This is a genomic window from Pseudomonas synxantha (assembly GCF_900105675.1).
Lineage (GTDB): Bacteria > Pseudomonadota > Gammaproteobacteria > Pseudomonadales > Pseudomonadaceae > Aquipseudomonas > Aquipseudomonas synxantha.
Window position 1 is genome coordinate 2,557,616 of sequence record NZ_LT629786.1, and the last position, 24,298, is coordinate 2,581,913.

General features: G+C 58.8%; 19 protein-coding genes. 12 read left to right on the top strand and 7 right to left on the bottom strand.

The features are described from left to right. The first annotated feature begins 76 nt into the window (after nucleotides 1-76). Complete coding sequence (locus BLU48_RS12045; protein WP_057022520.1) at nucleotides 77-295, top strand: DUF2970 domain-containing protein; 219 nt, start codon at nucleotides 77-79, stop codon at nucleotides 293-295. Here BLU48_RS12045 and BLU48_RS12050 read toward each other — a convergent pair. Then, on the bottom strand, nucleotides 292-1,359 hold the full coding sequence (locus BLU48_RS12050; protein ID WP_057022521.1) for an ABC transporter substrate-binding protein: 1,068 nt from the start codon (nucleotides 1,357-1,359) through the stop codon (nucleotides 292-294). The genes BLU48_RS12045 and BLU48_RS12050 overlap by 4 nt on opposite strands. 425 nt (nucleotides 1,360-1,784) lie before the next feature. Between BLU48_RS12050 and BLU48_RS12055 the strand changes: the two genes are divergently transcribed. Together BLU48_RS12055 and BLU48_RS12060 are read left to right on the top strand one after the other, a co-directional pair. After that, nucleotides 1,785-3,443, top strand: a complete 1,659-nt coding sequence (locus BLU48_RS12055) for a nitrite/sulfite reductase (protein WP_046072328.1) — start codon at nucleotides 1,785-1,787, stop codon at nucleotides 3,441-3,443. Next, entirely contained in the window at nucleotides 3,427-3,921 is a 495-nt protein-coding gene (locus tag BLU48_RS12060; RefSeq protein ID WP_057022522.1) for a DUF934 domain-containing protein, read from the top strand. The genes BLU48_RS12055 and BLU48_RS12060 overlap by 17 nt, the downstream gene beginning before the upstream one ends. Nucleotides 3,922-4,023: 102 nt before the next feature. Here the strand turns inward: BLU48_RS12060 and BLU48_RS12065 are convergent, their stop codons facing one another. Then, the gene (locus BLU48_RS12065) at nucleotides 4,024-4,428 is read right to left on the bottom strand and encodes a MerR family transcriptional regulator (protein ID WP_057022523.1); all 405 of its coding nucleotides are present in this window, start codon (nucleotides 4,426-4,428) and stop codon (nucleotides 4,024-4,026) included. A gap of 71 nt (nucleotides 4,429-4,499) precedes the next feature. Between BLU48_RS12065 and BLU48_RS12070 the strand changes: the two genes are divergently transcribed. The 6 genes from BLU48_RS12070 (at nucleotide 4,500) to poxB (ending at nucleotide 13,407) form a co-directional block, all read left to right on the top strand. Then, the gene (locus tag BLU48_RS12070) at nucleotides 4,500-5,723 is read left to right on the top strand and encodes an NADH:flavin oxidoreductase/NADH oxidase family protein (protein ID WP_057022524.1); all 1,224 of its coding nucleotides are present in this window, start codon (nucleotides 4,500-4,502) and stop codon (nucleotides 5,721-5,723) included. Between the two features lie 288 nt (nucleotides 5,724-6,011). Continuing rightward, a complete protein-coding gene (gene icmH, locus BLU48_RS12075) occupies nucleotides 6,012-6,728 on the top strand; it encodes a type IVB secretion system protein IcmH/DotU (protein WP_371851104.1) in 717 nt (238 codons plus the stop codon). 35 nt (nucleotides 6,729-6,763) lie between these two features. After that, on the top strand, nucleotides 6,764-9,130 hold the full coding sequence (locus tag BLU48_RS12080; RefSeq protein ID WP_057022525.1) for a type VI secretion system Vgr family protein: 2,367 nt from the start codon (nucleotides 6,764-6,766) through the stop codon (nucleotides 9,128-9,130). Next, complete coding sequence (locus BLU48_RS12085) at nucleotides 9,130-10,008, top strand: hypothetical protein (RefSeq protein WP_057022526.1); 879 nt, start codon at nucleotides 9,130-9,132, stop codon at nucleotides 10,006-10,008. Before BLU48_RS12080 ends, BLU48_RS12085 begins: the two co-directional genes overlap by 1 nt. 2 nt (nucleotides 10,009-10,010) lie before the next feature. Further along, entirely contained in the window at nucleotides 10,011-11,564 is a 1,554-nt protein-coding gene (locus BLU48_RS12090; protein WP_057022527.1) for a type VI immunity family protein, read from the top strand. A gap of 118 nt (nucleotides 11,565-11,682) precedes the next feature. After that, nucleotides 11,683-13,407, top strand: a complete 1,725-nt coding sequence (gene poxB, locus BLU48_RS12095; RefSeq protein WP_057022528.1) for a ubiquinone-dependent pyruvate dehydrogenase — start codon at nucleotides 11,683-11,685, stop codon at nucleotides 13,405-13,407. A 112-nt stretch (nucleotides 13,408-13,519) separates the two neighbouring features. Here the strand turns inward: poxB and BLU48_RS12100 are convergent, their stop codons facing one another. After that, on the bottom strand, nucleotides 13,520-14,077 hold the full coding sequence (locus BLU48_RS12100; protein ID WP_057022529.1) for an NADPH-dependent FMN reductase: 558 nt from the start codon (nucleotides 14,075-14,077) through the stop codon (nucleotides 13,520-13,522). 228 nt (nucleotides 14,078-14,305) lie between these two features. On the opposite strand from BLU48_RS12100, the gene BLU48_RS12105 reads away from it, so the two are divergent. Beyond that, nucleotides 14,306-14,542: a hypothetical protein gene (locus BLU48_RS12105; protein ID WP_057022530.1), complete on the top strand. Its 237-nt coding sequence runs from the start codon at nucleotides 14,306-14,308 to the stop codon at nucleotides 14,540-14,542. Between the two features lie 60 nt (nucleotides 14,543-14,602). Here BLU48_RS12105 and BLU48_RS12110 read toward each other — a convergent pair whose 3' ends face one another. Then, nucleotides 14,603-14,941, bottom strand: a complete 339-nt coding sequence (locus tag BLU48_RS12110) for a hypothetical protein (protein WP_057022531.1) — start codon at nucleotides 14,939-14,941, stop codon at nucleotides 14,603-14,605. Between the two features lie 184 nt (nucleotides 14,942-15,125). Here BLU48_RS12110 and BLU48_RS12115 point away from each other — a divergent pair, with 184 nt between their 5' ends. Together BLU48_RS12115 and BLU48_RS12120 are read left to right on the top strand one after the other, a co-directional pair. Beyond that, nucleotides 15,126-16,043, top strand: coding sequence for a LysR substrate-binding domain-containing protein (locus tag BLU48_RS12115; RefSeq protein WP_057022532.1), 918 nt, complete (start codon nucleotides 15,126-15,128; stop codon nucleotides 16,041-16,043). Nucleotides 16,044-16,196: 153 nt separating this feature from the next. Continuing rightward, nucleotides 16,197-20,432, top strand: coding sequence for a glycosyltransferase family 32 protein (locus tag BLU48_RS12120; RefSeq protein WP_057022533.1), 4,236 nt, complete (start codon nucleotides 16,197-16,199; stop codon nucleotides 20,430-20,432). A gap of 10 nt (nucleotides 20,433-20,442) precedes the next feature. Here the strand turns inward: BLU48_RS12120 and BLU48_RS12125 are convergent, their stop codons facing one another. From BLU48_RS12125 to dnaQ, 3 genes are all read right to left on the bottom strand, one after another. Further along, nucleotides 20,443-21,024, bottom strand: coding sequence for a GNAT family N-acetyltransferase (locus BLU48_RS12125; RefSeq protein ID WP_057022534.1), 582 nt, complete (start codon nucleotides 21,022-21,024; stop codon nucleotides 20,443-20,445). An 8-nt stretch (nucleotides 21,025-21,032) separates the two neighbouring features. Next, nucleotides 21,033-23,288 (bottom strand): Orn/Lys/Arg family decarboxylase, encoded by a 2,256-nt coding sequence (locus BLU48_RS12130; protein ID WP_057022535.1) that lies wholly within the window; start codon nucleotides 23,286-23,288, stop codon nucleotides 21,033-21,035. Between the two features lie 182 nt (nucleotides 23,289-23,470). Beyond that, complete coding sequence (gene dnaQ / locus BLU48_RS12135) at nucleotides 23,471-24,229, bottom strand: DNA polymerase III subunit epsilon (RefSeq protein WP_164484850.1); 759 nt, start codon at nucleotides 24,227-24,229, stop codon at nucleotides 23,471-23,473. Between the last annotated feature and the right edge of the window lie 69 nt (nucleotides 24,230-24,298).

The window sequence follows — 24,298 nt, forward strand, 5'->3', positions numbered from 1 at the left end:
TACAGCAGGCATGCAACGCCACCCTGCCCCAGGCATTGTCTATGCTCTAGAGAACGCTGCACCTGACGAGGTTCTCATGAGCGATCCAGTCGACAACAAACCACCGACCTTCTGGCAAATGCTCCACAGTGTCATGGCCGCCGCCTTCGGCGTGCAAAGCGGCAAGAACCGCGCCCGCGACTTTACCCATGGCAAACCCAGCCATTTTGTGGTGCTGGGCATCCTGTTCACCGTGATATTTGCCTTGACGCTGTTCGGCATCGTCAAGCTGGTGCTGCACCTGGCCGGCGTTTAGCGCAGCAGCAGTTGCAGGCTGAACGGGTAACGGTAGGACGCCGGCTTACCGACGGCCGACAGTGCGCGAAAATCCACGGGGAGCGTGGGCGCCAACAAGCGTTTTGCCTGGTCGGTATCAATCAGCTGGAACAACGCTTGCTGGCGGTCGCGCCCACCGTGGGCGTCGATAGCGACGCCCTTGGCATCGTCATGGATCAGCACCATGGCCCAGCCGCCAAGGGTGAAATGGCCTGCGACCAAGGTGGTGAGTCGCCCCTGCAGGCGTGCCTGCAAAATATCCGGCGAGCTGTTGACCGCGCTGAACAACACCGCCTGGCCCGGCACCCGCCCACTGTCGTGCAGCGCCCGCATGGCACCCAACGCCATCTCATCGTTGGCCGACCACACCAGCGCCGCCTGCGGGTAGCGCTTGAACAGTTGCGTGGCTTGCTCGAAGGCGCGTTGGCGGCTCCATTCCCCGTAGACCAACTGGCGCAGGCGGACTTCAGGATGCTCGGCCAAGGCCCGGTACAAGCCTTGTTCACGCAACCGTGCAGCGGGGGTGTTCTTGGCCCCGGAAAAAGCCAGCAGATCGAGGGATTGACCCGGCGCCACCGGGCCGTGTTGACGCAGCAGGTCGGTGAGCATCAGGTAGCCGGCCTGTTCGTCGTCCGCCACGAGGCTGGCGACCCAACCGCTATCAGCCCGCGCATCCAGCAGTTGCTTTTGATCGGCGGTCAACGCGTTATTCACGATCACCAGCTTGACCCCACTGCCCTGGGCCATGCGCAAAATCTGCGGGGCAACGTATTGCTCGTTGACCAGCACCAGGTAGTCGGGCCGCTCGCTGCCTTGCAACGCTTCGCGAGCCTGTGCCAACGTGTTAAAGGCCTCGCGCTCGGAATAACGCACGCGCAAATCCAGGCCGAGGTCCTTGGCAGCGGCCTGCATGAATTGCGCATAGCTGACCCAGAAGGTTTCGGTAGACGTGCCTGGGTTGAGAAACACCACCGACGCCGCCTGGGCCATCGCCCCGTGCGCCGATACTGCCAGCCACGCACACGCAATCAACACCTTCAACATGGTTGTTCGAGCCTGAAAAATGGATCGCTATGATAGTGGCAATCCGACAGCCGATCGAGGCTCAATCGACCCTCTTTGTTACTGGTGGCTGACCCAGAACACGGCGGTCCCGACTACCAGGATGATCAGGAATAGAATGGCCCAGGCATCCACGGTACTGTCAGGTTTACGGGCTTTGGTGGAATTGCTCATTGCATCGCCTCTTGTCGGTTTTATAGGTGACGGCACTAAGACTCGACCACAGTAAAGATCATGATTGCCCGCATGACAAATGTGGGTATCACGATAACAGTTCTCATTAGTCAGTTTGGTTATTTACATATACCCAAACATCACTTTTGCGCATATACGCAAACTGGTATCGTGCGCCGGCTCCGTTGGGAGTGCGCGGCCGTGCGCGCAGATTTGCCGAGAACAGGACCTATATGTACGTATACGACGAATACGATCAGCGCATCATCGAGGACCGCGTCAAGCAGTTCCGTGATCAGACCCGACGCTACTTAGCAGGTGAACTGAGCGAAGAAGAGTTCCGCCCTCTGCGCCTGCAAAATGGCCTTTATGTCCAGCGTTTTGCGCCGATGCTGCGGGTCGCCGTGCCCTATGGCCAACTGACTTCGCGCCAGGCGCGAATGATGGCCAAGATCGCCCGCGACTTCGACAAAGGCTACGCCCACATCAGTACCCGCCAGAACGTGCAGTTCAACTGGCCTGCCCTGGAGGACGTGCCGGACATTCTGGCTGAACTGGCCACCGTGCAGATGCACGCCATTCAGACCAGCGGTAACTGCCTGCGCAACGTGACCACCGACCAGTTTGCCGGCGTCGCTGCCGACGAACTGATCGACCCACGGCCCTGGTGTGAAATCGTGCGCCAGTGGACCACCTTCCACCCGGAATTCGCCTACCTGCCGCGCAAGTTCAAGATCGCCATCAACGGCTCGACCTCCGACCGTGCGGCCATCGAAGTGCACGATATCGGCCTGGAGCCGGTGCACAACGCAGCCGGCGAGCTGGGTTTCCGCGTGTTGGTGGGGGGCGGCCTCGGACGTACCCCGGTGGTCGGCGCGTTTATCAACGAGTTCCTGCCGTGGCAGGACCTGTTGAGCTACCTGGATGCGATTTTGCGGGTCTACAACCGCTATGGCCGTCGCGACAACAAATACAAGGCCCGGATCAAGATCCTGGTCAAGGCGCTGACCCCTGAGGTATTCGCCCAGAAAGTCGACGCCGAGATGGAACACCTGCGCGGCGGCCAGACCACCCTGACCGAAGCCGAAGTGCACCGCGTGGCCAAGCATTTCGTCGACCCTGAGTACAAGGCCCTGGCCAACCAGGATGCCGAGCTGGCCGCACTCGACCAGCAGCACCCAGGCTTCGCCCGCTGGCGCACGCGCAATACACTGGCGCACAAGAAGCCGGGCTACGTCGCCGTGACGCTGTCACTGAAACCCACCGGCGTTGCCCCTGGGGATATCACCGATAAGCAACTGGATGCCGTCGCTGACCTCGCCGAGCGCTACAGCTTCGGCCAGCTGCGCACCTCCCACGAGCAGAACATCATTCTCGCGGACGTTGAACAAAGCCAACTGTTCACCCTATGGGGCGAGTTGCGCGAAGGCGGTTTCGCCACGCCGAACATTGGCCTATTGACCGATATCATCTGCTGCCCGGGCGGCGACTTCTGCTCCCTGGCCAACGCCAAGTCGATCCCGATTGCCGAATCGATCCAGCGCCGTTTCGACGACCTGGACTACCTGTTCGACATCGGCGAGCTGGACCTGAACATCTCCGGTTGCATGAACGCCTGTGGTCACCACCACGTCGGCCACATCGGCATCCTGGGCGTGGACAAGAAAGGCGAGGAATTCTACCAAGTGTCCCTGGGTGGCAGCGCCAGCCGCGATGCGAGCCTGGGCAAGATCCTCGGCCCATCCTTTGCCCAGGAAGCCATGCCGGAGGTGATCGGCAAGCTGATCGACGTGTACATCGAACAGCGCACCGAAGATGAGCGTTTCATCGACACCTACCAACGCATCGGCATCGACCTGTTCAAGGAGCGCGTCTATGCAGCGAATCATTAAGAACAACGAAGTCGTCGACGAAACCTGGCACCTGCTGCCCAAGGACGCGAGCTTCGACGGCATCTCCAACTGCGACGACCTGATCGTGCCGTTGGCCCTGTGGCGCGAACACGGCCACGCTCTCAAGGCCCGCGACGGCGGCCTGGGCGTGTGGCTGGACGCCGATGAAGAAGCCGAGGAAATCGGTGACGATGTGGAACACTTCCAGGTCATCGCCCTGAACTTCCCGGCCTTCACCGACGGGCGCAACTACTCCAACGCCCGCCTGCTGCGTGACCGTTATGGCTACAAGGGTGAATTGCGCGCGATTGGCGACGTGTTGCGTGACCAGCTGTTCTACCTGCGCCGTTGCGGGTTCGATGCCTTCGCCTTGCGCGCCGACAAAGACCCGTATGAAGCCTTGGAAAGCCTCAAGGACTTCTCGGTGACCTATCAGGCCGCCACCGACGAGCCGCGGCCGCTGTTCCGCCGACGCTGAGTATCAAATTGTGGGAGGGGGCTTGCCCCCGATGACGGAGTACCAGTCAACAGATTCGTTGGCTGATCCACCGCTATCGGGGGCAAGCCCCCTCCGACATGTTCAGGAGCCGGTTTGGATCGATTCCAGCACCCGCTTGTGCCCCATCGAGCAGGGCACACCTTCCGGCTGCGCCCGCACCGCATCGATCACCCCCAGCAACTGTGCCTTGCTGTGGGCCAATTGCGTCTGCATCACCTCGATCTGCGCCACCTTGCGCTCCAATGCCTCAATCAACTCATCGCGCTTGTGCGCCCCCGGCGCGGGCATCAATGCCTTGAGCTCCTGCAAGGTAAACCCGGCCTGCTGCGCGCTCTGGATCAGTTGCAAGGTCTGCAATGCCTCGGGGGCGTAGCGCCGATAACCGTTGGCCTGACGCCCGACCTGGCTAATCAACCCTTGAGCCTCATAAAAACGGATACGCGAGGCCGCCAACCCGCTCTGCTTCGCCAACTCACCAATATTCATCACAGCGCCCGCTTGACATTAAAGTTAACTTTAAGCTTAGCCTGAGGCCTCCCCTGCTCAGGAGTCAACTCATGTCACCTTTTGAAGCCTTGCAACTGCCCAACGGTCAGGTCATCGCCAATCGCATCGCCAAGGCCGCAATGGAGGAGAATATGGCGGATACCGATCAGGCGCCGTCCCGCGAATTGAAGCAGTTGTACACGGCCTGGGCGGATGGCCTGCCCGGTCTGCTATTGACCGGCAACGTGATGATCGACCGCCGCGCGATGACCGGCCCCGGCGGCGTGGTCCTGGAAGACGAACAACATCTGGACCGTTTTCGCGAATGGGCCGATGTGGCACGAAATAAAGATGTGCACTTTTGGGTACAGCTCAGCCATCCGGGGCGCCAGACTCCCGCCAACCTGCGCCAGCAAGCCCTGGCGCCTTCCGCTGTCGCACTCGATCTGGGTGGCTTTTCGAGGATGTTCGCCAAACCCAAGGCCATGACCGAGGCCGACATCGAGGAGGTGATCCAGCGCTTCGCCATCAGCGCACGCCTGGTCGAGAAAGCCGGGTTTACCGGGGTGCAGATCCACGGTGCCCACGGCTACTTGCTGAGTCAGTTTCTCTCGCCGCTGAGCAACCAACGCACCGACCGTTGGGGCGGCCCGCTGGAAAACCGCGCGCGCTTACTGCTGGAGGTGGTCCAGGCCGTGCGCGACAGCGTCAGCCCTGCCTTTTGCGTGGCGGTAAAGCTCAATTCAGCGGACTTCCAGTGTGGCGGCTTTGATGAAACCGATGCCCGCGCGGTGGTGGAGATGCTCAATACACTGCCCATCGATTTGCTCGAACTGTCCGGCGGCAGCTACGAAGCACCGGCCATGCAGGGTGAAGCGCGGGACGGTCGCACCCTGGCCCGTGAAGCGTACTTCCTGGAATTTGCCAGCGAAATCGCCGCCATCGCGACCATGCCGGTGATGGTCACTGGCGGCATTCGGCGCCTGCCAGTAGTGCAGCAGGTGCTCGACAGCGGCATCGCCATGGCTGGCATCGCCACAGCCCTGACGCTGGAGCCGCAGTTGATTCAACATTGGCGCCAAGGTCGCGACCCCAACCCGCAACTCAAGCCGACCAGCTGGAAACGCAAGCCCCTGGCCGCCCTTGCGACCCTGGCCGTGGTACGTGACCAGATGCGCCGCCTGAGCCGTGAACGCCTGCCCAACCCAAAGGCCGCGCCCTGGCTGGCGTTGGCATGCGACCAATGGTTTCTTGCCCGGCGTACGCGGCAATACCGTGCTTCTGTCAAGTTGTAGCGAGTAAGCAAAACTGTGCTGTCTGACTCTCCCAGAGACATCACTGAAACTTCATTCAACGAAATCCAGTTAAACGCATTGCAAAAGAGATATTTCTTACATCCAAGAACCACGAAACGTGGCGAACCCGTCCGACATGACATCGCATAACCCTGAAGTTTCTAATAGCAGTACTTTTAGAGCAGGGTTTGCCCAATGTCTGAAACACAGAATCCCCACCCCTCACAACCCCTTACCCCGCCCCCGCAGGTAACCAGGTCGGAGACTCCGGCCTCGGTTGACGACCTCGTGCTGTTATTGGATCCCGAATTCGACATGCGTGGCGTGGCATGGAATCCGTTGTGCGGCGCGGCTACGCCCTTGATCGGGCTGGTCATCCGCCTGCGCTATCTGGATCAACATGACAATGTCCCTGCGCTGTACCAAGCCGTGCGCAACCATATCACCGCAATCATGGAGGAGGTCAGTCAACTCGACTACGACGCCGGCATGCTCAAGGCTTACTCCTACAGCCTTTGCTTGTTAGTAGATGAAGTGGTGATGGGCACTCCATGGGGGAGATCTTCAGAGTGGAGCCAAGACTCGCTCCTCAACGCGTTTCATCAGGAAACCTGGGGTGGGGAGCGATTCTTCACTGTTATGAACAACATGATTCCCGAAGCGGCCAGATACCAGCATGTGCTGGAGTTCATGTACCAGTGCCTGATCACCGGTCTCAAGGGCAAATACGGCGCCCAGGCCAAGGGCGATGATGAAATACAGAAGATCATTGATCACTTGCATGGTCTGTTGCGCCCCTTGCGCGGCGAAACGCCCAAGCGTCTGACAGACCCATTGGCCAACGTTGCGCCGCGCAACTATCGGATCAAACGCTCCTGGCCATTGTGGACGCCGTGGGCCATGGCAGTCGTTGTGCTGACGGTCGCCTACACCATTTACTCCATGCGCCTGAACGCCATTACACAGGAGGTGCTCACATCGCTGAACAAAATCCTCGCGATGTAGGCCTTGTTCATAAATAGCCGATCAGGAGGGTCGCCATGCCCCGCCAAAATGACCTGCGTTTTACCTTCGAGCCCTTGAAAGGCGATGCCTTCGACATAATTTCCTTTAGCCTTCAAGAAGGCCTGTCCCAGCCCTTCAAGCTCACACTGGAACTGGCGAGCTTCGACGCCGCCATCGACTTCAACCGAGTGCTGGACCTGGCAGGGCTGTTCACCCTATGGCGCGGCGAAATCCCGGTACGTTATGTCCACGGTCTGGTCAGCCTGTTTACCCAGGCCGACACCGGTTTTCGTCGCACCCGCTACACCGCCGTGATCGAACCGACCCTGGCGCGTTTCGACCTGAGGTCCAACTGGCGCATCTTCCAGGGCCAAACCGTGCCCGACATCATTACCAGTATGCTCGCAGAGCAACGACTGACCGATGTACGCAGCGAAATCTGCTTCGAACACCGCCCGCGTGAGTACTGCGTGCAGGCTGGTGAAACCGACCTCGCGTTCATCACTCGCCTCGCCGCCGAAGAGGGCCTGCTCTACTCATTCGAACACCGCGCCGACGGTCATACCCTGATCCTTACCGACCGCGTGGGCGGCCTAGGCACCATCGGCACGCACAAACATTGCCCGGTGATCTACCAACCCATGGGGGGTGGCGCCGCCACGGAACCGGCACTGACCCGCTTCCACTACACCGAACAAGTGCGCACCGCACGCCAGGTGCAACGCGACTACACCTTCACTCATCCGTACTACAACCAGCAGCACACCGCCACCGGCGACCAGGACCTGAACCACCAACACAAGGACTACGAGCGCTACGACTACCCCGGCCGCTACAAGCGTGATATCGCGGGTAAACCTTTTACCAAAACGCGCCTCACCGCCCTGCGCAACGACGCCAAGCTGGCGCATGTGGCCGGTGATGACGCACGCCTGCAACCCGGGCTGGCGTTCGACCTCAACGAGCATCCCCGTGAGGACTTCAATGATCGTTGGCGCACCATTGCCGTCACGCACACAGGCAAACAACACAGCAGCCTGGAGGAAGAAGCCTTCGGCAGTGACAGCGGTACGTTCTACGAAATGAAAGCCAGCGCAATCCACTGGATGTCTGACTGGAAAGCCCCGCTGTGCGCCAAACCCTGCATCGACGGCCCGCAGATCGCTACGGTAGTCGGGCCGCCGGGCGAAGAGATCTATTGCGATAAGTGGGGTCGGGTCAAGGTGCAGTTTCCGTGGGATCGCTCGGACAAAAACAACGACCAGAGTTCGTGCTGGATTCGTGTGTCCCAGGGTTGGGCCGGTGCGACCTGGGGCGCCATGGCCGTGCCGCGGGTGAATCAGGAGCTGATTATCAGCTTCCTGGATGGTGATCCTGACCAGCCGATTGCCACGGGCCGCACCTACCGCCAGACCAACCTGCCGCCTTATGAACTGCCTAAACACAAAACGCGGATGACCATCAAAAGCCGCACTCATAAGGGCTCTGGCTTCAATGAGCTGCGCTTTGAGGATGAACGGGGCCAGGAAGAAGTCTTTATCCATGCTGAAAAAGACAAGAACGTCCACATCAAGCACAACAACACGACCTTCGTGGGTAACGACCGAAGCGAAAAGGTCGAGCATGACGAACAGATTGAAATAGGTCATGACCGCAGCGAGCAAGTGGGCAACGATGAGCACCTGGTTATCGTTCAGGACCAGTATCTGGAAGTGGGCCGCGATCGAACACACAAACTGGGGCGTAACCATCACATCAGCATCGGCGGAGACCGAGTCGAAGAAATTGCCAACAATCGGCATGATCGGATTGCTGCTGATCATGACGTCCAGATTGGCGGCAATGTTGAGCAATCAGTGCGCAACAGTTACCACCTCTCAACAGGCCAACGCATCGAGCAAAAAACGCGCGTATTCGATGTTGCATCGGGCGAGCGCCTGGTGCTCAGAGCGCCTGGCGGCAGCATCACTATCGATGGCAGTGGCATTACGCTTGACGGGCTGGCCATCAGAATCAAAGGCCCTGTGAGCACAGATTCGATCGGTACGGGTAATCCACTTGGCACCCCATCGCTGTCGGCGATACCGCCGGGGGCCTTCCTGGGGCGCTACACATTGCTCAAGAACGATCAACGCGTTTTCGCAGGTTACCGCTATCGCATCACTGATGGCGCAGCACTTCTTGCCGAAGGCCTGACCTGCCCCTTGGGTGGAACTGAGTGGACGGTGACAGAGACATCCAGACCCGTGCAGGCCCATAAGGCAATCATGCGCGACGATCAGCAAATCCGTGAAAGCTGGCAGCCCTATCTGATGGCCCTCGATGATCAAGGCTCCCCCGTCGAGGCCAAGGCTATTTTTCCCGACGGTTTTCTGGATCAACACAGTGGAGACCTCGACTGATGCCCGGTCCTCTAGCCCCCGTTGTCGCTCGTATTATCGACGGTGCTTATCGAGCCTACCGAGCAAACCAGGCGCTTGAAAACACCAAAACCGCCGCCGAATTGGCCCAACTCGCTGCGGAGATTGCCGAGCGCCGACAACAGATCAAGAACATCCTTCGCGCCACCATCGACGCAATGGCCCGCGAAATCGAGGTCAAGAGCTCGACCTTTGCCGTGGTGGATCGCGGCGGCAACAGTACCGTCTCGCGGCGAGGCCAGGAGAACATTACGTTCAAGGAATACATCGAGCGCAAGGTGCCTTTTCGCCCGGCGATCAGCCAAGTCTGCACCGTTGCCTTGCAGATGCCGATCAAGGCGCCACGGCGGATTCGCAGGAAGATTGTCGGCGATATGGTGCAGACCACCATAGAAATTGCACTTAAGCAGTTCACCGCCTCGTTGTTTTTTGAGGCCGTGGACGAGGCGCTGGAGTGGCGCAGCCCGCTCAAGGCAGAACCCAACTACAACGGCAACAGCAAGAAGGCGCTGCTGGGAGACCCGGCTACGCGGCCCAAACGCTTTGGAAGTGCAGTCCAGCCTTTTTGGCCACGGCCTAAGGGCTTGTTGGCACCGGACCTGGTCGTCGTTGAGTACCGACAGGAGCCGTTTGAAACCGAGAATGTGTTTGCGGCGGTGGAGATCAAGTTTCCGGGTGATTGGGCGGATTCAAAACAAATGAAAAAGTACGTGACCCTCATGACCCCCGAGACAGGAATAAACCCGGAGAAAATCGGCAAGGAAAAAGTAGCCCTGCTTCGGGTGCCGGAAGACTGTGTCGGTACCGAAGCGGATGAGAAAAAAAACCACACCATTGAGCAGACAAGGAAGAAGAAATAATCATGAGCACAACTCATCAGATGTTTACCGTCAAAGAACGGGACCTCTTTATCGAGCTGCTGAAGGAATGGCCAAACTCCGAATCAGGCACCGAGCAAGCCTCGCACAGCGTCAGCCCCTTCACCAGTTTCTACTTCCCCCCCACCTCCGACAACCAGCGTGATATCGCTTTGCTAATGGTGGATATCCATGAAGCTTTCGAACAACTGCTTGGGCACCCCTACACCATGACCATGCACGAGGATGCAGAACGCCCTCATCCATACCCCGAGGAAGAGCCTGATCTTCGCATGCAAGCGATGGATGTCTATCCAAACGATTACTTTGTATTTTGGTTTACCGACGAAGCAAACCACGCATCCTCCCCGACGACGGCAGGTCATTTCTGGCGCAGTCGGTTCCAAGCTAACGGAACCACTCCTGCTTACTCTTGGATAGTTTTCCATTACCGCTGGCAATGGTGGCTCGACAACCGCGATGCCTGGCGCCAGTTCGTCCTCAAGACCATCGACCTGCTCAAGGCCCATCAGGTCTACAGCGGTTTCGCCATGGCCAACCCCATGGAATATGGCACGCGAGCAGAAGTCACCACCTGGGAAAGAGCCCTCGCTCCGGCTTTCTACGGGCTTGACATCGAATATGCCTATGGCATGGACGACGAATTGCCCAACGGCATCCGCCCTCCCACCTGGGCTTTCCTGCTCGCCGACCACTGGCGCAAAAAACTCGACCTGACCCGCGAACAGGTACGCGAAGCACTCGCTCACCCCCGCATCAACATCACCGAACTGCATAGCGGCCAGTGGATCGAGCTGGGCGAACAGCCTGAGCTGCACCCTGTTGAACACGGCGTGCCCGAACTGCCCATGCTCTTGAACAAATTGCTCAAGCCCATCCGCTACGACGACCTGGGTTTGTTGGGCTTCGGCCAATGGGACGGTGACCCGAATGAACGTTTTACCGATGCCGACAGCCGACGCTGGATGGCACGTTTCGATGCCGACAGCGATTGGCCTACGCCGGCCGTGCGGTTGATCAAGCCAAAGCCGCCTGCTCACGCTCAAGTTTCTCAGCCCCTAGGCATGGTTGCAGGCATGACCTGTACCCAAGCCGGATGGTGGCTTGTGCCCGGCTTGGCGGGCTCTCGACGCGAATTCAACCAGGGGGATGTTTTGCCGACGCTCGAATACGGGCCAGCTGATCACCTGCTGATCTGGCAACGCGATCCAGATCAAACACCTGCGGAACCCGCTCGCCATGCCCATAGCCATCAACCGGCACCACGCGCCGGTCGCTGGGAAATGGAATCGAATCGCTGCGTGGAGTGCACCGTCCAGTTGAATGAACGCCTGCCCCTGCATGAAGGCCAGAACGTACGCTGGCTATGGACCGTCAGCGGCATGCGTGCGCGCAGCGGCGAAACCTGCCCTTATCCGGGAAAGTGGGTATGCGATTACAAGCCGGGCAGCGAGCGGCTATTCGATTACGCAGCCCTGATGCCCCGGGTTGATGAAGAGAAAGTCGTCTGGCGTTGGTTGGGGCTGGTGCAATCTTGAATGGCTGATACTGCGCAACCATGAAGCAATCTTCACACTAAAGGCGGAGCATTCGCCGTGATCGAACTGTCCTCTACTGATCAGCAGCTTTTAACCTCACTGACGATTGGAGTTCTTCATGGCGAAAATCAACTTGGCCCAGCAGCTGGCGACCACCCTTGAACAGGCGGGCATCAAGCGCATCTGGGGCCTGACCGGCGACAGCCTCAATGGCCTGACCGACGCGCTGCGCAACATGGACAGCATCGAGTGGATGCACGTGCGCCACGAGGAAGTCGCCGCCTTCGCCGCCGGTGCCGAAGCCGCTGCCACCGGTGAGTTGACTGTGTGCGCCGGCAGCTGCGGGCCGGGCAACCTGCATTTGATCAATGGCTTGTTCGATTGCCATCGCAACCATGTGCCAGTGTTGGCGATTGCCGCGCAAATTCCGTCGTCGGAGATCGGCCTGAATTACTTCCAGGAAACCCATCCCCAGGAACTGTTCAAGGAGTGCAGCCACTTTATCGAGCTGGTGAGCAACCCCGAGCAAATGCCTCAGGTGCTGCACCGCGCCATGCGTTCGGCGATCCTCAATCGCGGCGTGGCGGTGGTGGTGATTCCAGGGGATGTTTCACTTTTGGAAGTCGAAGACAAACTCAAGCCCTGGCCGGCCCTGCACGCACCTCGAACCTTGCCGGCGGAACAGGACCTGCAACGCCTCAGCGAGATTCTGCAGGGCAGCGAGAAAGTCACCCTGCTGTGCGGCAGTGGTTGTGCCGGTGCCCACGACCAGGTCGTGGCCTTGGCCGACGCCCTCGGCGCACCAGTGGTGCACGCGTTGCGGGGCAAGGAGCATGTGGAATGGGATAACCCGTTCGACGTCGGCATGACCGGCCTGATTGGTTTCAGCTCCGGTTACCACGCCATGCTCGACTGCGACACCTTGATCATGCTCGGCACCGACTTCCCTTATCGGCAGTTCTACCCGACCGACGCGAAGATCATCCAGGTCGACCGCGACCCGCAGGCTCTTGGGCGCCGCGCCACCCTGGACCTGGGCATAGCCGCCGATGTCAGTGAAACCATCGACGCCCTGCTGCCGCGCCTGACCCGCAAGACCGATCGCAGCTTCCTCGAAACCTCGCTGAAGCACTACGAAAAAGCCCGCCAGGGCCTGGATGACCTGGCGCAACCGTCCAAGGCCGATCGGCCGATCCATCCCCAGTACGTGGCGCGATTGCTCAGCGAACTGGCCGACGATGACGCGATCTTCACCGCCGACGTGGGCTCACCGACCGTGTGGGCGGCGCGCTACCTGAAAATGAACGGCAAGCGTCGCCTGATCGGCTCGTTCAACCATGGTTCGATGGCCAACGCCATGCCCCAGGCCATCGGCGCCCAGGCGGCATTCCCCGGGCGCCAGGTGATCTCGATGTCTGGCGACGGTGGCTTCACCATGCTGATGGGGGATTTCATTTCACTGGCGCAACTGAATCTGCCGGTGAAACTCATTGTGTTCAACAATGCGTCCCTGGGTTTTGTCGCCATGGAGATGAAGGCCGCCGGTTACCTGGACACCGGCACCGAGCTGAAAAACCCGGACTTTGCGGCCATGTCCAATGCCATGGGCATTTTAGGTATACGCGTGGAGCAATCCGAAGACCTCGAGCCGGCCCTGCGCCGGGCCCTGGCCCATGACGGCCCTGTGCTGGTGGACGTGGTGACCGCCACCCAGGAGTTGGTGATGCCGCCGAGCATCAAAATGGAGCAGGCCAAAGGGTTCAGCCTGTATATGCTCAAGGCGGTGATGAGCGGGCGTGGGGATGAAGTGATAGAGCTGGCGCGGACTAACTGGCTGCGATAGACAAATGTGAGAGGGGGCTTGCTCCCGATAGCGGTGGGCCAGTCGACCTCCTCGTGACTGACACTCCGCCATCGGGGGCAAGCCCCCTCCCACATTGGAGTTCATTGCCAAATCAGGCGTGCTCTTTTTCCACCCACTTGCCGTACGCATCAATAAAGGCCTGCAGAAACGGCTTGGTCTTTTCCGAGACCTTCCCCGCTTCATCGAACACAGTGCCCGCCCCACCTAAGTAGGCTTCCGGCTGCTGCATACACCACACGTCGAGGAATACCAGGGACTGGCGCAGGTGATGGTTGGCGCCAAAGCCGCCGATGGCGCCCGGGGACACGCTGATGACCGCCCCTGGCTTGCCGCCCCACACGCTTTGCCCGTAAGGACGCGAACCCACGTCAATAGCGTTCTTCAACGGAGCGGGTACGGAGCGGTTGTATTCGGGGGTCACGAACAGCACTGCGTCGGATGAACTCACCTGTTTGCGGAAAGTACTGTAGGCTGCGGGCGGTGTTGCTCCCTCGAGGTCTTCGTTGTAGAGCGGCAAATCGCCGATTTCAACAATGTTCAACTTGAGATTGGCGGGGGCCAGCTCGGCCAGGGCCAGGGCGACCTTGCGGTTGATCGACTCTTTTCTCAAGCTGCCCACCAGGACGGCGATCGTGTAGACCTTGCTCATTGAGGTTTTCCCGACTTCTGAATAAAGGAGCTGGTAGTTATAGAGGCTTCGCGGCGTGTTCACCAGAGGTTCCCGGTGATTTTCCCGGCGTTTTCTTTGCAATCAATTGCGTAGGAAGCGTCTGAAAACATCAGCGAATAGTATTTTTTTCTTATAGGTAAACTACCCCGCTCCCTGACGGTCTACAGAACCGCAAATCGAGTGTTTATCTCCAGAGGTTCTAAACAGATGGCAGCAGTACTAGTCGGACAGTTCCATGCCAGAGACGCGGAAGGTCGCGTGTATTCGGTGCATGAGTTCCAGGAATCCAACCCGGCGCAAGGCGACCTGGTTGGCTCGACGCCCTCCACTACCTACAAGCTGGCCATTGGCGACCGTGTAGAAAAACTGGAAGGCGATGAATTCAAGTTGATCCAGTCGGGGACCATTATCGTCCGCGAGTCGCAAACCACCCTCGCCTCATAAGATCCCGCCTTATCCACCCGCCCAGTCCCAGCGCGTGCTGGCAGCGACTGGGCCGGAGGATCAGGGTTTGCGGATATCTGTCACTTCAATTCCCTGCTCGCCTTGCTTGAGCGTCACCACGAGTTGCCCTCCCTCCCCCTCGACGGCGTACATGGAGCGCTTGTAGCCAGACGCGTTATAGGCGGGATAGGCCTCCACCTGCCGGATCAAGGTAATGCCCAGCACCGCACCCACCTGTTCACCTACCTGTTCCTGGGAACGGATAAAGGTTTCCAGTGCGAGGTTTTCCGGCGTGGGTTCTGCGTGATCATTGAAGAGGTAAGCCGCCACGCATCCCAGGGTCACCAGGACCAGGAGTTGCTTGGCCGTCACCCCGAAGAATGTCGAGGGTAGAGGCATTTTGAGACCAGACCTGTTTTTTGTTTTAAGTACCGGAACGCCGGCATTGGTCGTTACTGATCAGATGCGCCATTTTAGTGAGGTCGTGGCCGAACGCCATAGGCCAGGACGACCCGTGCAGTCTTTTTTGCGCACAACGCCTTGCACCATTGAATCCCCATCGCGCTGCACATAGACTCCGGCCATGCGTTTACGTCATATCGAAGTGATTCAGGCCATCTTGCAGACCGGGCACCTCGGCACGGCCGCCGAGTGGTTGCAACTCCCCGTGGGCGAGGTAGACGCCACCCTCAAGGATGCCGAGTTGCAATTGGGGTTCATGTTGTTCGCCAGTGTACGCGGCCGCCTGCAAGCGACGCGCGAGACCCTGGAGCTGCAGGCGCATATTGGCCCGCTGTACGAAGCGCTCGAACCAGTACAACGCCTGGCCAGCCGTTTGAAACACCATCATGCCCCGACACTGCGCGCCCTGTGCACCCCGCCGCTGGCCAACCAACTGTTGCCGCAAAGCATTGCCATGCTGCGCCGACGCTTCCAGGACACCCCGTGCAACCTGTCGAGCCAGCCGACCCGCGAGATCGTCAGGAGCCTGCTGCTGCACGAAGCCGATGTGGGCCTGAGCCTACATGACCCGGAACATGCGCAAATCCAAAGCACCGTACTGGCCCAGGGCAAATTGCAATTGCTCGCGCCCCATGGCTGGCTCAAACCCAAACAAAAGTACATTGCATTGCAGGACCTGGCCGGGCAGGCACTGATCGGGCTTGAGGGGCATGACCCGCTCAGCCGCTTGCTGGACGCCAAGCTGCAAGCCCTGCGCCCGTTGCCGGTGGTGCAGACGCGGGTGCAGACTTACCAGATGATGCGCAGCATGGTGGAAGCCGGGGAAAGCTTGGCGATTGTCGACTCGTTCACCGCAGCTGGCGCGCGGGAATCCGGGCTGGATAGCTGCCCGTTATCTCCTCCCATCCCTGTGATCCTTTACGCACTGACTTTGAAGAACGCGTCATCCACGCCGGCGCTAAACGCGCTGCTGGAGATTGTCATGCACAAGGCCGAAGCCTTGCTAACCGGCGCTTCGCTTGGCATGCCCGCACCCTGACGCTCCTCCCACACCTTCTTTTCTCGTGCTGTACCCGACACATCCGGTAGAGATGTGACGGGAACCTCGTCCGAAGTTTTTTACACCCAATCGCTGCAAGGAAGCGCCAACCCGCTTCCTATCGGACGAATATGAAACTAAGGAACGGTTTCCATGAATAATCTTAATCCTGTGCTTACCCACCTGCCTGCCACGGCCCTGATCGGGCACGACTCTCCATCAGCCGCCACGGTTCTCACCGGGGTTCCGTCCAAGCCCCTCGACAACCGGCCCGATGCCTCGGCCAACGATCCAAGCCCTGACGAGTTCGACAACCCAGCAGCCCTTAAAAAAGCCTTTGCTGAATACTGCAACTGGAAAGAGCTGGCTGCAAAACTGCTGCCGCTCCTTGAAGAACTGACCGGAGCCTTCCCGGGTGACTTGTCCAGCGCACAGCAAAGCCGCCTTGAGAAACAACTGGCAGCACAGTTGAACAGCCTTTCACTGCCAGTCTGTGAACTCTCCAGCTATTACGAGAAACACAACCTGACCCCAACCAGCGTCGTCAAGCTTCACACCTTCCTCAGCGGCAGCGGCTTGAACGTACCGAAAACCCTGGATGAGTTGCTCGCGCTGTATCAGCGCGCTATCGAACATGTGCACACCCACCCGTTGGGTAATTTCAGCGGGGCGCTGTCATGGCCGACTCCGCTGGCAACGCAGGACAAACAAACCATCATCGACCTGCTCAATGCACCCGGCTCGACAGTGCCCGGACTGCCATTGGCCGACAAACAAAAAGGGGTACTGGGCTATCTGCTGTCAGCCGCGAACCTCTCCAACGATGACTTCAAATACCCCAGCTCAGCGATGGAAACGCTGCTGGGCTCGGCCAAGGCACAAGCATTGGGGCAGGCTATACAAACCCAGTTGGGGGGCATTGCGACAGATACCAGCAGCAATGACTACTTGCTGGCGGCAATCCATCTTGGCCTGGATCCGGAATCCCTGGGTACCCCGGCTCGCAACAGCGTCGCCGGCTTTGACCTGGGGCAGCGACAATACTGGAATAAGCCGGCTGCGCTGGTGATTGACGGCTTGAGCCGCTATCTGGTGGCCGAGGGGCGAGCCACCCCGCAATCGGCCGACCTTGCAGCCCGCATGCTGCTGGCACGGGTCGCACCTGAATACCGGGTCAAGGACATTCCGGCCAACGTGACATACGGCAGTATCCCATGGACACAACTGGCAATCGCGGCGGCCAAGCTGGAGGCCAAATTCCCAGGGCGCGTACTCACGATGAGCTACAGCCAGGTGCTCGCCGCCGCCGAGGCTATCGATGTTGGCGCCCCGCTCACCCACCGTATCCAGCATAAAGCCTTGAGCAATTGGGGAGTCGTCCATGGACTGTTGAGAGCCGGTGACATCGCGCCCACCCAGATTGAAATGCAGGCAGTGCAAAACGCATTCAATGCCCAGCAGAGCGCATTGCAAGCCACGTCCACAGCGCTTGCAACGTCCATCCCCAGCCGTGAAACGATGGCGCTGGAGCTGCTCCGCGCAGAGTTCCCAGGAGTCCCGGACAGCGTTTTCAAGGCAAGAAACATCCTCAAAGCCAGCTTGACCCCAGGACGGCCCACTCGCTTCCCCGGCAACCATTCAATGCTGGATATCGTCATGCAGGGTGACAAGGTCAAGCATGACGACAAAGAACATTGGCTGACTCAAGACAAGCGAATTCCCATTAATGAGTTCTGCGAAAAGTCCGCAAGCGGCAAACTGACGGTGGCAGATACCTTTACCGAGCGTTATAACCAGGCCATAACGGAACTGGAAAAAGGCCACACAGGCCTGACCCAGTACCTCATCTCGAACCTGCCGCCAGAGGACAAGCAGAACTTCGAGTACGGTCAGCTCGAGTTTTTCCATACCAATGAATATAAAATAGGCACCGACTTCGGGACGAAGACCCTGACCAAGCGAGGCCATACGCTGGATGTGAAAACCACCCGCGACGGTCAGGTCAACATTTATCGCATTGATACCAGCGCAGGCACTGTTTCAAAGCACAACTACCTCATCGGAAAATATTCGCCGCCTTACGGCATGCTCGATAGAAGAGACGCCAACAGGCTGTATAGAACCGTCCAGTTCAATCCGTTCGAAGACGAGCACGCTAAGCAGTCCACGGAAAAAGCGACGGTCTCGCAAACACCGCAAGTATTCAATTCCGAACGCACAAACTACATCGCCAAAGTATTCGCCAAGTCCCTCGACCTGCACAACGATGACCTGCTTGAACATGCCAGCGGCACGACCTCCTATGACAAAAGTGCAGCTGCCGACGATGCCATCGGCAATTTTTTCCTCAACCTGATTCCGTTCAGGTCGGCGATTGTCAATTTTATGAAAGGTGACGTTGGCGAAGGTTTGTTCGACCTTGGCCTTGACGTGGTTGGGCTGGTCACGCTGGGCGTCGGCAAGGCCGCCCAGGCGGGCAAGGTCTTGGCCAAGGGCGTGACCAGCCTGAAGGCCGCATCGAAAACCGTGCGATTCCTTGGCGGCGCCGCGCTGGAGGCGCTCAACCCGCTGGGTGGTGTGGGTGACCTGCTCAAGGGCGCCAGCCGCCTGGTGTGGTCCAAGGGAAAGTCAGCGGTTAATTTCCTCCGGGGGGCCAGCGGCAGCTACGATGTACTCAAGGAGGCGGGCAAGCAGCATGCCGTGGTTGCCGTGGGCACCTACAAGCTCCTCGACCATGCCGAGGAAACGGGAGCAGCGTTGCGCAACGGCAACTGGTACGACTATGACGTGGCGAAGGGGCAGCCCTATGGGAAGCCGCTGAAGGATTTCAGACCTAGCGTGGTGGCGGCTGCAGATGAGTTCAAAGTGCTCAACCCGCCCGCACTGCGGGACTATGCGGTGGACATCTCGCCTGACCGGCTGCAGGTGAAAGGCCTCCAATCAAATATTTATAAGGACCACAACGGTAAGGAATTCATAAAAATTGACCACCGGTTTTATCAGTCCAAACTCAAGGATGGTCAACGCGTTATCCAGCACCCCAACGCAGGCCATCCCGACCTTGCCATCAGGGACTTGGGCGGCAGGGGATGGGAGCTTTCGGCAACAGCGAATCGCTTACTCGGTGGTGAGTCCTTGCCTGCCTGGAAGCTCAACGAAAACACCTACATCGTGCCGGTAGACGACATAAATATACAGACAGGCTCTCCGTACCCCTACGTCATCAACTACCAAGGCATGAATTACGCCACCACTTTTGACACCAAGGTGGGTGCCTGGTCAGCGGGGGTGGGCAATACCAAAGGGACAATGCCTGAATATTTCTGGAGAAGCGCGAAGAACAAATGGCAGAGGGGCTCACTGGAAAACTATCAAAATGCCAAAAAGATAGCCGATCACAACTTCAGGTTTATAGAAGCACCCGCGCCGGCCATATTGCAGATGCCCAGGAACATCCGCCCCATCCCCCAAGACATTCACTATTTCTGGGCCGGTGGCGAAATACCGGACAGGTTGACCAAGAATATCGCGGCCAACACCGACAAAATGCCTGGGTTCAAATCCATCGTGCATATCGACGCCGATACCCCGGAGCTATTCCAGGCAATCAAGCTCAAGCTGGCAAAAGACGCCCCCGGTGTCACAGCCATGAACTTGCATGAAGAAGAGTTCTTCCAGCCATTGAAAAATACAGAGCTGTATTCATATTTCCGCAAGGGTCAGGGCAAGAACCTCGCTGCGACTTCCGATGTAGCCCGCTATCCGCTGATGAATAAATACGGAGGCATTTATCTCGACACCGATGACGCGATCAAAGGCGCGGTCGGATCGGCAGGCTTAAATGCGGGCGACTCGGATATTCTGGTCAGTCGACCTGTCGCTCACAAAGTGACTGACTACAAGCCATTTTTTAATACGAGTAACTTCGCCACGCACCCGAATAATCCGGTCATAGCTGAAATGATCACCGAGATGAATCATCGCTTCACCAAAAACAAAGCCTATTTTGAGGCCAATCGACCGACCATCACCAAAAATTCCAAGGGTGGATTCGATTACACCTCGGACTTTCTGGAGTACGAAGGCAAGGTTTTTGAAACCGTAGGCCCGAACATGTTTGACGATGTACTGAAATCCAAACGACCTGACATTTACGATGCGGGTTTTGATGGAATGAGCAAAGAAAAAATGCAGCAAGGCAATCACGGGCTCACGCCAGGAAAACCGTTCAACATTGAGGACGACACCCGCCAGTATTACGCAAGCAAAGGTCTGACAGAGCCCGATGGGCTCAAACAAAGTGTACAGGAGGCCAAGAAGCACTACCGTGCTTACCGTGATCAACTGCAGATCAGCGTCGGTGCCGAACATTCGTGGATCAATTCATAGACTGTCCCGCTCAGCCGGCATCCCGCTCGGACATGAACAACCGATACCAGAAAATCGCCACCTCGCGGGTTTGCGGATCAATGCCGCGATAACGCAGGTGGTCGATCCCGCCCAACACATAACCACAGCGCTCGTACAAGCGACAGGCTCCCAGGTTATTGTTCTGGGTTTCCAGCATCATGCCCGGCAGGTTTTTCTTGCGGGCCCAGAACTGCGCCACATCCAGCAACGCCTTGGCTACACCATGGCGTCGCGCAGGCAACACCACCGCCAGCTCATCGACGTGGGCAAAACCGTTCCAGTTGGTGCTGACCACCACATGACCCACCGCGCGGTCGTCCAGGTAAGCCATGAAGATCGCGCTGTCGGTGGCATCGCGAAAGCTGGCGAACTCTTCCGGGTCAATGCCGTAGCACTTGCGGTACGGCAGGACGCGCTCCACAGGCCACTGATCGACACGCTGGCCCATCTGCGGCACACCATAGGCGCTGACCTCGAAGCTGAAGTCATTGCCCCAAACATAGGGGTCGAAACCTTCATCGGCGACCCGCACACTGAGCCCTGGGTACTTCGGGTTCATTACAGCTTGCATAAACATCCTTAGCCCTTGATGCAATCGACGGTGTAACAACGGCCACTGCCGTCATCTTCGTGTTGCAGCCCATGAACATCCGCGACAAAACCGGGGAAGCTGCTATCGAACGTACGGGCAAACGCCAGGTAGTCGATGATTGAACGGGTTGACTCGGTAAAGCGTTCACCGGGCATGATCAACGGAATACCGGGCGGATAAGGCACCAGCATCACGGCCGCGACACGCCCTGGCAAGGCATCGATAGAGACTGCCTCCACCTCGCCCCTCACCAACTGGTCGTAGGCATCGGCGGGTTTCATCGCGATTTCCGGCAACACCGTATACATGCGCTTGAGATGCTTGGCAGTAGCGTTGCTACGGTAACAGCTGTGCAACTGGTCGCAAAGGTCGCGCAGCCCCATGCCCTGATAACGCGCAGGACCTTGGGCATACACCGATGGCAGACAACTGGCCAGGCTGGCATTGGCGTCATAGCTGCGCTTGAACTCCAGCAATTCGGTGAGCAAGGTGCTCCATTTGCCCTTGGTGATGCCCATGGAAAACAACACAAGGAACGAATACAACCCGGTTTTTTCCACCACCAGGCCGCGCTCCCAGAGAAACTTGCTGACTACCGCAGCGGGAATCCCGCAATCGCTCAGGGCGCCCCCGGCGTTGAGGCCAGGCATCACCAGCGTCACCTTGATCGGGTCGAGTAATACGTAGTCTTCGGCAACGTCGCCAAAACCATGCCACTCATCCTGAGGGTGCAACAGCCAATCCGCGGTGACGACCCGGTCGATACCGGCGACCGAGGGCGGCTGCCAGATGGAAAACCACCAGTCTTCGGAAGCAATATGCTGGCGCAGGTTGGCCAGGGCACGACGAAAACTCAGGGCCTCGTCAAACATTTCCTGTAGCAGCGAGCGCCCGGCCGGGCCTTCCATCATCGCCGAGGCCACGTCCAGCGAGGCGATGATGCTGTATTGGGGCGAGGTCGAGATATGCATCATGAAGGCTTCGTTGAACCGATCACGGTCCAGTTGCCGGGCGCCGCCGTCCTGCACATGGATCATCGATGCCTGGCTGAAGGCGGCCAGCAACTTGTGCGTGCTGTGGGTGGTGAAGACCAAGGGGCTGTCCGGGGTGCGCGAGGTGCCCATGCCATAGCGCCCGGCGAAAAACTCGTGGAAGGCGGCGTAGGCGTACCAGGCTTCATCAAAGTGCAGCACCTCGACACTGTTGCCCAGTTGCTGCTTGATCAATTCGGCGTTGTAGCACAGGCCGTCGTAGGTGGAGTTGGTCACCACCGCCAGCTTCACTTTCGCAAGCCGGCCACGGGTCAGGGGGCTGGCGTCGATCTTGGCGCGAATCGACTCAGGGCTGAATTCGCTCAGGGGAATCGGGCCGATGATTCCCAGTTCGTTGCGCTCAGGGCACAGATACAGCGGGATCGCGCCGGTCATGATGATCGAGTGCAACACCGATTTGTGGCAATTGCGATCCACCAGCACCAGATCGTCGCGGCCGACCATGGAATGCCAGACGATCTTGTTGGCGGTGGACGTGCCGTTGATCACAAAGAACGTATGGTCGGCGCCAAAGTTGCGGGCGGCGCGGGCTTCGGCTTCGGCCAAGGGCCCGGTGTGATCGAGCAGCGAACCCAGTTCGGGAACCGAAACAGACAGGTCCGAACGTAGGGTGTTTTCTCCGAAGAACTGATGAAACGCCTGCCCCACCGGGCTTTTGCGATAGGCCACGCCACCGCCATGGCCGGGGGTGTGCCAGGAGTAATTGGAGTCGGCGGTGTGTTGCACCAGGGCCTTGAAGAACGGCGGCAACAGGGCATCCAGATAGGTGCGTGCAGAGCGGGCGACTTGGCGCGCCAGAAACGGCACGGTGTCTTCAAACAGGTAGAGAATCCCGCGCAGTTGGTTGAGCTCGCTCATGGCATCGGCGGGGGCATTTTCCAGGGTGACTTGCTCGCCCAGGGCAAAGATCGGCAGATTGGGCGCCCTCACCCGCGCCAGGCGGATCAGCTCAACCATGTTTTGCAGCAGATGGGTATTTTCCCCGGCACCTTCAGCGGCGATCAGCATGCACGCCAGACCATGGTGGGTGGAAGCCACCAGACGTGCTTCGGCATAGTCCACCGCTTCAATGATACTGAAGCCCTCTTGTTCCAACTCCCTGGCAATGCCTCGAACCCGGTCGCCGGCAACGGTGTCGGCCTTGATGTCACGGTGCACGATCAGCACGGGGAACTTCAGGTCTTTGTACATGAGCGCTCTTACTCCGGAGGCTTTGCACTCAAGGGTAGAAGCTGGGAGCGAATGTGGCGAATGAAGATTTTGCAGGCGATGAAGATCAACTGTGGGAGGGGGCTTGCCCCCGATGGCGGTGTGCCGGCTGATAAATGCATGGCTGATGCACCACTATCGGGGGCAAGTCTCCTCCCACATTTTTACTGCATTGAGCTGGGTGATTGTTGGGTCAACTGGGTCCACAACGCCGGCGCACCCGCCGACTTGGCAATCGCTTCCAACCGCGCCGCATGCTCGGCCAAATCCTGCTCGCTGGCCCGGATAATCGGCGTAGGCCTGCGATCAGCCGGCAGACGGCGGATTTCCGAAGGGCGATTGCCGGAGCCTTCCGCCGATCCGGCGCCATCAGAGGCATTGCCGGCCAGGGACAGGCTGGTCTGCCCGCCGGTCATGGTCAGGTAGACGTCGGCCAGGATCTCGGAGTCGAGCAAGGCGCCGTGCAGTTCACGGCCAGAGTTATCGACGCCATAACGCTTGCACAGGGCATCGAGGCTGTTGCGTTGGCCCGGGTGACGCTCGCGGGCCATCATCAGGGTATCGAGGATCGTGCAGTGCTGGGAGATGTCCGCACGGTCCATCTGCCCCATCAGGGCAAATTCGTTGTTGATAAAGCCGATGTCGAACGCCGCGTTATGGATGATCAACTGGGCGCCGTTGATAAACTCGAAGAACTCATCGGCCACTTCGGCAAAACGCGGCTTGCCCTTGAGGAATTCGTCGGTGATGCCGTGAACGCCAATCGCGCCTTCGTCACTGTCGCGGTCCGGTTGCAGGTAGACGTGGAAGTGGCGGCCGGTCAGGCGGCGGCCCATCAGTTCGACACAGCCGATTTCGATGATCCGGTGACCATCGGTCACCGGCATGCCGGTGGTTTCGGTATCGAGTACAACAGATCGGATGGCCATCAGGGTTCAGCTCTCAACGGTGTGGTGTGAATCAAAGGGCGCGATGTTAACACGTGAGCTGGT

What these genes read in the sequence shown, in the direction of transcription:
- BLU48_RS12045 (WP_057022520.1), top strand. Translation starts at nt 77, where the DNA reads ATGAGCGATCCAGTCGACAACAAACCACCGACCTTCTGGCAAATGCTC.
- BLU48_RS12050 (WP_057022521.1), bottom strand. Translation starts at nt 1,359, where the DNA reads ATGTTGAAGGTGTTGATTGCGTGTGCGTGGCTGGCAGTATCGGCGCAC.
- BLU48_RS12055 (WP_046072328.1), top strand. Translation starts at nt 1,785, where the DNA reads ATGTACGTATACGACGAATACGATCAGCGCATCATCGAGGACCGCGTC.
- BLU48_RS12060 (WP_057022522.1), top strand. Translation starts at nt 3,427, where the DNA reads ATGCAGCGAATCATTAAGAACAACGAAGTCGTCGACGAAACCTGGCAC.
- BLU48_RS12065 (WP_057022523.1), bottom strand. Translation starts at nt 4,428, where the DNA reads ATGAATATTGGTGAGTTGGCGAAGCAGAGCGGGTTGGCGGCCTCGCGT.
- BLU48_RS12070 (WP_057022524.1), top strand. Translation starts at nt 4,500, where the DNA reads ATGTCACCTTTTGAAGCCTTGCAACTGCCCAACGGTCAGGTCATCGCC.
- BLU48_RS12080 (WP_057022525.1), top strand. Translation starts at nt 6,764, where the DNA reads ATGCCCCGCCAAAATGACCTGCGTTTTACCTTCGAGCCCTTGAAAGGC.
- BLU48_RS12085 (WP_057022526.1), top strand. Translation starts at nt 9,130, where the DNA reads ATGCCCGGTCCTCTAGCCCCCGTTGTCGCTCGTATTATCGACGGTGCT.
- BLU48_RS12090 (WP_057022527.1), top strand. Translation starts at nt 10,011, where the DNA reads ATGAGCACAACTCATCAGATGTTTACCGTCAAAGAACGGGACCTCTTT.
- poxB (WP_057022528.1), top strand. Translation starts at nt 11,683, where the DNA reads ATGGCGAAAATCAACTTGGCCCAGCAGCTGGCGACCACCCTTGAACAG.
- BLU48_RS12100 (WP_057022529.1), bottom strand. Translation starts at nt 14,077, where the DNA reads ATGAGCAAGGTCTACACGATCGCCGTCCTGGTGGGCAGCTTGAGAAAA.
- BLU48_RS12105 (WP_057022530.1), top strand. Translation starts at nt 14,306, where the DNA reads ATGGCAGCAGTACTAGTCGGACAGTTCCATGCCAGAGACGCGGAAGGT.
- BLU48_RS12110 (WP_057022531.1), bottom strand. Translation starts at nt 14,941, where the DNA reads ATGCCTCTACCCTCGACATTCTTCGGGGTGACGGCCAAGCAACTCCTG.
- BLU48_RS12115 (WP_057022532.1), top strand. Translation starts at nt 15,126, where the DNA reads ATGCGTTTACGTCATATCGAAGTGATTCAGGCCATCTTGCAGACCGGG.
- BLU48_RS12120 (WP_057022533.1), top strand. Translation starts at nt 16,197, where the DNA reads ATGAATAATCTTAATCCTGTGCTTACCCACCTGCCTGCCACGGCCCTG.
- BLU48_RS12125 (WP_057022534.1), bottom strand. Translation starts at nt 21,024, where the DNA reads ATGCAAGCTGTAATGAACCCGAAGTACCCAGGGCTCAGTGTGCGGGTC.
- BLU48_RS12130 (WP_057022535.1), bottom strand. Translation starts at nt 23,288, where the DNA reads ATGTACAAAGACCTGAAGTTCCCCGTGCTGATCGTGCACCGTGACATC.